The organism is Streptomyces sp. PA03-1a (assembly GCF_033792805.1).
In the GTDB taxonomy this organism is placed as follows: domain Bacteria; phylum Actinomycetota; class Actinomycetes; order Streptomycetales; family Streptomycetaceae; genus Actinacidiphila.
The window spans coordinates 1-7,324 of sequence record NZ_JARAVO010000343.1 but is presented as its reverse complement, the minus strand read 5'-3'; the positions used below and the strand labels follow the sequence as shown (position 1 = coordinate 7,324).

8 protein-coding genes are annotated in these 7,324 nt (G+C 73.3%); 5 read left to right on the top strand and 3 right to left on the bottom strand.

Annotated features, from left to right (window positions below; genetic code table 11):
* Positions 1–324 precede the first annotated feature (324 nt).
* The gene (locus tag PV341_RS42220; protein ID WP_500360637.1) at positions 325–630 is read left to right on the top strand and encodes a hypothetical protein; all 306 of its coding nucleotides are present in this window, start codon (positions 325–327) and stop codon (positions 628–630) included.
* 3 nt (positions 631–633) lie between these two features.
* Here PV341_RS42220 and PV341_RS42215 read toward each other — a convergent pair whose 3' ends face one another.
* Positions 634–1,290, bottom strand: a complete 657-nt coding sequence (locus PV341_RS42215; RefSeq protein WP_500360635.1) for a TetR/AcrR family transcriptional regulator — start codon at positions 1,288–1,290, stop codon at positions 634–636.
* Positions 1,291–1,358: 68 nt separating this feature from the next.
* Between PV341_RS42215 and PV341_RS42210 the strand changes: the two genes are divergently transcribed.
* The gene (locus PV341_RS42210; RefSeq protein ID WP_500360634.1) at positions 1,359–2,510 is read left to right on the top strand and encodes an acyl-CoA dehydrogenase family protein; all 1,152 of its coding nucleotides are present in this window, start codon (positions 1,359–1,361) and stop codon (positions 2,508–2,510) included.
* A 71-nt stretch (positions 2,511–2,581) separates the two neighbouring features.
* The gene (locus tag PV341_RS42205) at positions 2,582–3,214 is read left to right on the top strand and encodes a TetR/AcrR family transcriptional regulator (RefSeq protein WP_500328444.1); all 633 of its coding nucleotides are present in this window, start codon (positions 2,582–2,584) and stop codon (positions 3,212–3,214) included.
* On the opposite strand, the gene PV341_RS42200 is transcribed toward PV341_RS42205, so the two are convergent.
* Positions 3,205–3,666 carry a MaoC family dehydratase gene (locus PV341_RS42200; protein WP_499511013.1) on the bottom strand — a complete coding sequence of 154 codons (462 nt, stop codon included), beginning with the start codon at positions 3,664–3,666 and terminating at the stop codon, positions 3,205–3,207. The two genes, PV341_RS42205 and PV341_RS42200, sit on opposite strands and share 10 nt — an antisense overlap.
* Positions 3,667–3,792: 126 nt before the next feature.
* On the opposite strand from PV341_RS42200, the gene PV341_RS42195 reads away from it, so the two are divergent.
* A complete protein-coding gene (locus tag PV341_RS42195; protein ID WP_500328442.1) occupies positions 3,793–5,130 on the top strand; it encodes a glycosyltransferase 87 family protein in 1,338 nt (445 codons plus the stop codon).
* A 9-nt stretch (positions 5,131–5,139) separates the two neighbouring features.
* Positions 5,140–5,685, top strand: a complete 546-nt coding sequence (gene soxR, locus PV341_RS42190; protein ID WP_500328440.1) for a redox-sensitive transcriptional activator SoxR — start codon at positions 5,140–5,142, stop codon at positions 5,683–5,685.
* Here the strand turns inward: soxR and PV341_RS42185 are convergent.
* Positions 5,618–7,063 (bottom strand): amidase, encoded by a 1,446-nt coding sequence (locus tag PV341_RS42185; protein ID WP_500360633.1) that lies wholly within the window; start codon positions 7,061–7,063, stop codon positions 5,618–5,620. The two genes, soxR and PV341_RS42185, sit on opposite strands and share 68 nt — an antisense overlap.
* Positions 7,064–7,324: the final 261 nt, after the last annotated feature.

The window sequence follows — 7,324 nt, the reverse complement described above, 5'->3', positions numbered from 1 at the left end:
GCCGAAGGCTGGGGGAGACGAGCGGCGGACCCGGGCACCGAACGATGTCGGGCCAAACCGCGAGCGCTGAGGACGTGCGCCGGCGCGGCCCCGACCCCAGACGAACAGAGCGCCGGCCCGCACTGACCGCGCCGGGCAATCGGGAGGACGGGCGGGGGAGAAACCGCAACCGCAACCACAACTGCGCCGCACCCGCACATGGACGCCCCAACCGTGTCAAGCCACGAAATGAAGGGGCGTGACCGGGAGCGGGCACGCACCGCCTACTGGAGGGAGTCCAGATACGCGGGCCGCACAGGCGGCCCCCGCCCGAGGGGAACTCCCATGCCGCACAAGATCTTGACCCGCCGCTTCTTCGCGCTCGCCGCCGCCTCCGCCTTCGTGACGGGAGGCGCGCTGCTGCCCACGACCGCGTTCGCCGATGATTCCGGGTCGTACTCGACGCTCCTCCACACCGACGACATGAGCCAGGTCGGTTCCGGCGGCTCGATCGGGTCCGACGGCTGGGACGGGGGTAACTGGGACCCGGGCCGCGGTGACCACGACGGGGACGGCTACGGCGGCGGCGTGGACACCGGCGACGACTGGCGCACGCATCCCGTCTGCTTCGCCGCCCCCTGCGAGCTGTGAGGCCTACTGGGCCTCGGGGGCCGGTGCCCGGTCGAGCGCAGCGAACTGCACCGCGAGGCCGTCGACGAGGGCGCGCAGGCCCGTCTCGAAGGCGCCCTCGTCCACCTGCGCCTGCCGCTGCGCGAGCAGGTGGGCCTGCCCGAGGTGCGGGTAGTCCGCCGGGTCGTACGCCGACGGGTCGTCGATGAACCCGCGCGCGAAGGACCCCAGCGCCGAGCCCGCCACGAAGTACCGCATGAGCGCGCCCACGCGGGTGGCGTGGGCCGGGGGCCAGCCGGCGGCGGTCATGCCGCCGAAGACCGCGTCGGCCATGCGCAGGCCCGCCGGACGGCGGCCCGGGCCCTGCGCGAGGAACGGGACGATCTGCGGGTGGGCGGCGAGCGCGGCGCGGTAGGAGCGGGCCCAGGCGACCAGGGCGTCGCGCCAGTCGCGGCCGTCGTCGAACATGGAGAGGTCGACCTCGCCGACGACCGCGTCGGCGACCGCGTCCAGGATCCCGTCCTTGGTCGTGAAGTGGTTGTAGAGGCTCGGCCCGCTGACGCCGAGCTCCGCCGCGAGACGGCGCGTGGAGACGGCCTGCAGTCCCTCCCCGTCCACGAGCGCGAGTGCCGTGGCGACGATGCGTTCTCGGCTGAGCAGGGGCTTGCGGGGGCGGGCCATGCGGCACATAGTAGAGGCTGCCGCCAGGAAACTAGCAGTGATAATTTAAAGCCGAACCGAGGTGCGCCGTGAATCTTGAGCTGTCCGAGGAGCAGGCCGCGGTCCGCGCGCTGGCCGCCGAGTTCGCCGAGCGCGAGATCGTGCCGCACGCGGCCGCGTGGGACCGGGCGGAGGGCGTGGACCGGGGCATCGTCAAGAAGCTGGGTGCCGTGGGCTTCCTCGGGCTGACCATCCCGGAGGAGTACGGCGGCTCGGGCGGCGACCACCTGGCGTACTGCCTGGTCACCGAGGAGCTGGGGCGCGGTGACTCGTCCGTGCGCGGGATCGTCTCCGTCTCGCTCGGGCTGGTGGCGAAGTCCGTCGCCCACTGGGGCACGGAGGAGCAGAAGCGGGCCTGGCTGCCCCGGCTGGCCTCCGGCGAGGCGGTGGGCTGCTTCGGGCTGACCGAGCCCGGCACCGGGTCGGACGCGGGCAGCCTGACCACGCGGGCCCGGCGCGAGGGCGGCGACTACGTGATCAACGGCGCCAAGATGTTCATCACGAACGGCACCTGGGCGGACGTGGTCCTGCTCTTCGCCCGCACCAACGACCTCCCCGGCCACAAGGGCGTCAGCGCCTTCCTCGTGCCCACCGGCACCCCCGGCCTCACCCGGCACGAGGTGCACGGGAAGCTGGGGCTGCGCGGCCAGGCCACGGCGGAGCTGGTGCTGGAGGACGTGCGCGTGCCGGCCTCGGCGATGCTCGGGCCCGAGGGGAAGGGCTTCTCGGTGGCGATGTCCGCCCTGGCCAAGGGCCGCATGTCGGTCGCCGCCGGGTGCGTGGGCATCGCGCAGGCGGCGCTGGACGCGGCCGTGGGCTACGCCAAGGACCGCGTGCAGTTCGGCAAGCCGATCGCCGGGCACCAGCTGGTGCAGGAACTGCTCGCGGACATCGCCCTGGACGTGGACGCGGCCCGGCTGCTGACCTGGCGGGTCGCCGACCTCATCGACCGGGGCCGGCCCTTCGCGGCGGAGTCGTCCAAGGCGAAGCTCTTCGCGAGCGAGGCGGCGGTGCGCTGTGCCAACAACGCGCTGCAGGTGTTCGGCGGCTACGGCTACATCGACGAGTACCCCGTGGGCAAGCTGCTGCGGGACGCCCGCGTGATGACCCTCTACGAGGGCACGAGCCAGATCCAGAAACTGCTGATCGGCCGGGAGCTGACGGGGATCGCGGCCTTCTGACGGGGCCGGCCGGCGCCGACCGACCGCTCGGTATCTAAGCGCTTGCTCAGCGTCCATGTAGGGTGTCCGCCATGGACGTGGAGGCGGAGCAGTCGGAGCGGACCGAGGCGTGGACCGGCATCACCCCTGATGCCGCCAGGCGGCTGGTGATCGCCGCGGTCGAGGCGTTCGCGGAGCGCGGCTACCACGCGACGACCACGCGCGACATCGCGGGCCGGGCCGGCATGAGCCCCGCGGCGCTCTACATCCACTACAAGACCAAGGAAGAGCTGCTCTACCAGATCAGCGTGGTCGGGCACCGGCTCTCCCTCGGGCTGCTCCAGGACGCCGCGGACGGCGCGGGCGGCCCCGCCGAACGGCTGGCCACGGCCGTGCGCTCCTTCGTCCGCTGGCACGCGGAGCACCACACCACCGGCCGCGTCGTGCAGTACGAGCTCGGCGCGCTCGGCCCCGAGCACTACACCGAGGTGGTGGAGCTGCGCCGGGAGAGCGAGGCCGCGGTCCGCTCGGTCATCCACGACGGCGTGCAGGCCGGGGACTTCGACGTGCCGGACGTCTCCGGGACCACCGTCGCGCTGCTGTCGCTCTGCATCGACGTGGCCCGCTGGTTCAACCCCGGCGGGCGCAGGACGCCGGACGAGATCGGCGCGCTGTACGCCGATCTCGCCCTGCGCATGGTCGGGTACGCGCCCCGTCAGAGGTAGAAGCGGACGACCGTCTCGGCCACGCACACCGGCTTGTCGCCGCCCTCCCGCTCCACGGTGATCGCCACGACGAGCTGGGCGCCGCCGGGGACCTCGCTCACCTCGGCGATCCGGCCGCCGGCCCGCAGCCGTGAGCCGACCGGCACGGGGGAGGGGAAACGGACCTTGTTCACGCCGTAGTTGACGCCCATCTTCACGCCCTCGACCCGCAGCAGCTCCGGGGTGAGGGACGGGATCAGCGACAGCGTCAGGTAGCCGTGCGCGATGGTGGTGCCGAAGGGGCCCTCGGCCGCCTTCTGCGGATCCACGTGGATCCACTGGTGGTCCCCGGTGGCGTCCGCGAACAGGTCGATCCGCTTCTGGTCGACCTCCAGCCAGCCGGTCGTCCCGAGGTCCTCCCCGATGGCGTCCTTCAGTTCGCCGACCGAGGTGAAGATCCTGGGCTGTCCCATGTCATGCCTCCCGTACTGTCCAAGCGCTTGCTCAGCATGGTCTCCGCGGAGGATCCGTGTCAACGCCCCGCACCCGGCGCGTATCAAGGGCCGTTCATCCGGTTTGTGACTATCTTTCATCTCCGTATGCCCCTGTTCGCGCCGGTGGAGGAGACGGAAGTGGCCGAGGCCCCCACGGAGACCAGCCCGTCCGACTGGCACCCGGTGGAGGTCCGAAGCGGCGGCGGCACCCCTTCCCCGGCGGCCGTCCGCACCGTCCTGCTGCGCCCCGCGACCTGGCCCCAGAGCTGGCTCGCCCTCGCCGTCTACTGGCTCGCCAGCCGGGTGGTCATGCTGGCCCTGCTGCGCAGCGGGCAGGGCGACATCGCCCGCGAGGTGCACTTCCTCTACCGCCACTGGAGCGAGGGCTTCGCGCACGGGACCTTCCCCGTGGGCGACGTGACCTGGCAGTACCCGCCCGGGGCCGCGCTGGTGATGCTCGCCCCGGCGCTGCTGCCCGGGCTCAGCTACCTGCAGGGCTTCGTCCTGCTGTCGCTCGCCGCCGACGCCGTCGTCCTGGTCCTCCTGCTGCGGGCCGGGACCGGCCGGCCCGGACGCAGCACGGCCGGTGCGTGGCTGTGGGCGCTCGCCCTGCCGCTGCTGATGCAGCTGCCCTACGCCCGGTACGACCTGATGGTCACCGTCGTCGCGGTCGGCGCGCTGCTCGCGCTGCCCGCGCGGCCGCGGCTCGGCGGCGCGCTCGCCGGACTCGCCGCCCTGATCAAGCTCTGGCCCGTGCTGACTGTGCTCGGCACCCCGCGCGGCCGGACCACCCGGCAGACCTGGACCGCGCTCGCCCTGTCCGCGGGCGGGCTGCTGCTGGTGCTGTGCACCGCGTTCCGCGGCGCCCTCGGCTTCCTGTCCGCACAGCACCACCGCGGGGTCGAGATCGAGTCCCTCGGCGGCACCTTCCTGCACGTCGCCGAGATGTTCGGCTGGCCGGGGCGCGTGGTCGCGCACTACGGGTCGCTGGAGTTCACCGGCCCGTACGTCGCCGAGATCACCACCGCCTCCCTGCTGCTCACCGGGGTCGCCCTGGTGTGGCTGCTGATGTGGCGCGTGAGGGCGGCCCGTTGGACCCCGGCCACTCCGTACGACGCGGCGCTCACCGCCGTGCTCCTGTTCACCGTCACCAGCCGGGTCATCAGCCCCCAGTACCTGGTCTGGCTGATCGGCCTCGGCGCGGTCTGCCTCACCGTGCGGCAGACCACCCAACGGCCGGTCGCCGCGCTGGTGCTGCTCGCCACCGCCGTCACCACGATCGACTACCCGCTGTTCTTCACGGACGTCACCGCCGCCACCTGGCAGGGCGCCGCCATCGTCGCGGTCCGCAACGCGCTGCTGGTCGCCGCCGCGCTCGTCTCCTGCGTACGGCTGTGGCGCACGAGTGTTCCGCACCGCAAGCGGCTCGCCGAGCTCCCGTAGAGTCGGCACGTGGCGAGGATCCCGGGCGAGCCCCGCGAACTGACCGTCGGCCAGCTGAGCGGGCGCAGCGGGGCCGCCGTCTCCGCGCTGCACTACTACGAGGCCCAGGGCCTGATCCGCAGCCGCCGCACAGCCGGCAACCAGCGCCGCTATACCCGCGACACCCTGCGCCGCGTCGCCTTCATCCGGGCCTCGCAGCGGGTCGGCATGCCACTCGCCGCGATCCGCGAGGCGCTGGACGGCCTGCCCGAGGGCCGCACCCCGGACCGGGCCGACTGGGCCCGGCTCTCTGCGGGCTGGCGAGCCGAACTCGACGCCCGCATCGACCGGCTCACCGCCCTCCGGGACAGCCTCGACGACTGCATCGGCTGCGGCTGCCTCTCCCTGGACCGCTGCGCCCTGTCCAACCCCGGCGACACGCTCGGCGACCAGGGACCGGGCGCGCGGCGGCTGCTCGGTACGGAGCCGCCGCCGCGCCCCGCGCCCGCTACCAGATCGCGGGCCTGCGGCCGGCCCACGGACGGGCCGCCTCCAGCTGCGCCGACAGCGAGATGAGCGTCGCCTCGTCCCCGTAACGGCCGCCGAACATCACACCGATCGGCAGCCCCTCCTCCGTCCAGTGCAGCGGCACGTTCACGGCCGGCTGACCGGTCGCGTTGAAGATCGGGGTGAACGGCGTGTAGGCGGCCAGCCCCGCGAACTCCGCCGCCGGGTCGTCGTCGTCCCGCAGGCCCGCGCTCCCGACGAACGCCGGGGGCTGTGCCAGCGTCGGGGTCAGCACCAGGTCGTACGAGGACAGCAGCGCGTCCGCGATCAGCTGCCCCAGCGCCCGGAACGCGTACAGCGACGCCGCGAAGTCCGGGCCGCTCACCTTGCCGCCCTCGGCACGCAGGTGCCGCGTGAGCGGCATCAGCAGCTCCTCCTGCTCCGGCGCCACCGGGTAGACGGTGGCCATCACGCCCCACACCCGGGTGAAGGCGTGCAGGATCGCGTCGTCGACGGGCAGTTCGATCTCGTCCACCTGGTGGCCGAGCCCGCGCAGCAGTTCCGCGGTCCCCTCGTACGCGGCGCGGCAGTCCGGGTGCAGTTCGACCCCGGGCACGGGGGGCTGCGGCAGCCCCACCACGCGCAGCGTTCCCGGCTCACGGGTGACGTACGAGGAGAAGGACTCACCGGGCGGCAACGACGGCGCGCTGTACGGGTCGCCCGGCATCGGGCCCGCCAGGACGTCGAGCAGGGCCGCCGCGTCCGCGACCGTACGGGCTATCGGGCCGCTGCCGCTCAGACCGCTGACGTCGTGCTGCACCGGGCCCGCGCTCACCCTTCCGCGGCTGGGCTTGATGCCGAACAGGCCGCAGACGGAGGAGGGTATGCGGATCGAGCCGCCGCCGTCGCTGCCCTGCGCGACCGGCGCCAGCCCCGCGGCGACCGCGGCCGCCGCGCCGCCGCTGGAGCCGCCGGCGGACCGCTCCAGGTCCCACGGGGTGCGGGCGGGTGGGGCGAGCTTGTTCTCGGTGTAGCAGGGCAGCCCGAACTCCGGGGTGTTGGTCTTGCCCAGCAGGACCGTCCCGGCCGCGCGCAGCTTGGCGGCGACGTGGTCGTCGACGTCCGGCACGTGGTCGGCGTACGCCTGCGAGCCGAGCGTGCAGCGCACGCCGGCCACGAAGTTGAGGTCCTTGACCGGAACGGGGACGCCGTGCAGCGGCGACAGCTGCCCTTGGCGGTCCTCGCGGCGGGCCGCGAGCGCCTCCGACTCGGCGTCGGCGGCCTGCTTGCGGGCGATCTCCGGGGTCACGGTGATGAACGCCCCGAGGGTGTCGTTGTGCCGGTCGACGCGGTCCAGATAGTGCTCGGCGAATTCCGTCGGGGAGACCTCCCCGGCCTTGATCGCCTTCCCCTGCTCCAGCGCCGTCAGATCGTGCAGCTCCGCCATGTGCCGGTCCCGTCCCGTCGCGCGAGGGTGTGCGTTGCCTGGGGTGGCATCGTCGCACCACGGCCGCGGGGGTGTCAGTAGCGCGGCGCGCGGTGCGCTTTGCGCTCCCGGGTGCGCTCTGTGGGGCCCGGTTGTCGTGTGCGGGTTGTCTCCGCCTGCGGCGGGCGGTTTCCCCGCCGCAGGCGGAGACAACCCGCACACGACAACCGGGCCCCACAGGAGGCAACCGGGAACGCAAAGCGGACCCGTCCCTTATAACAA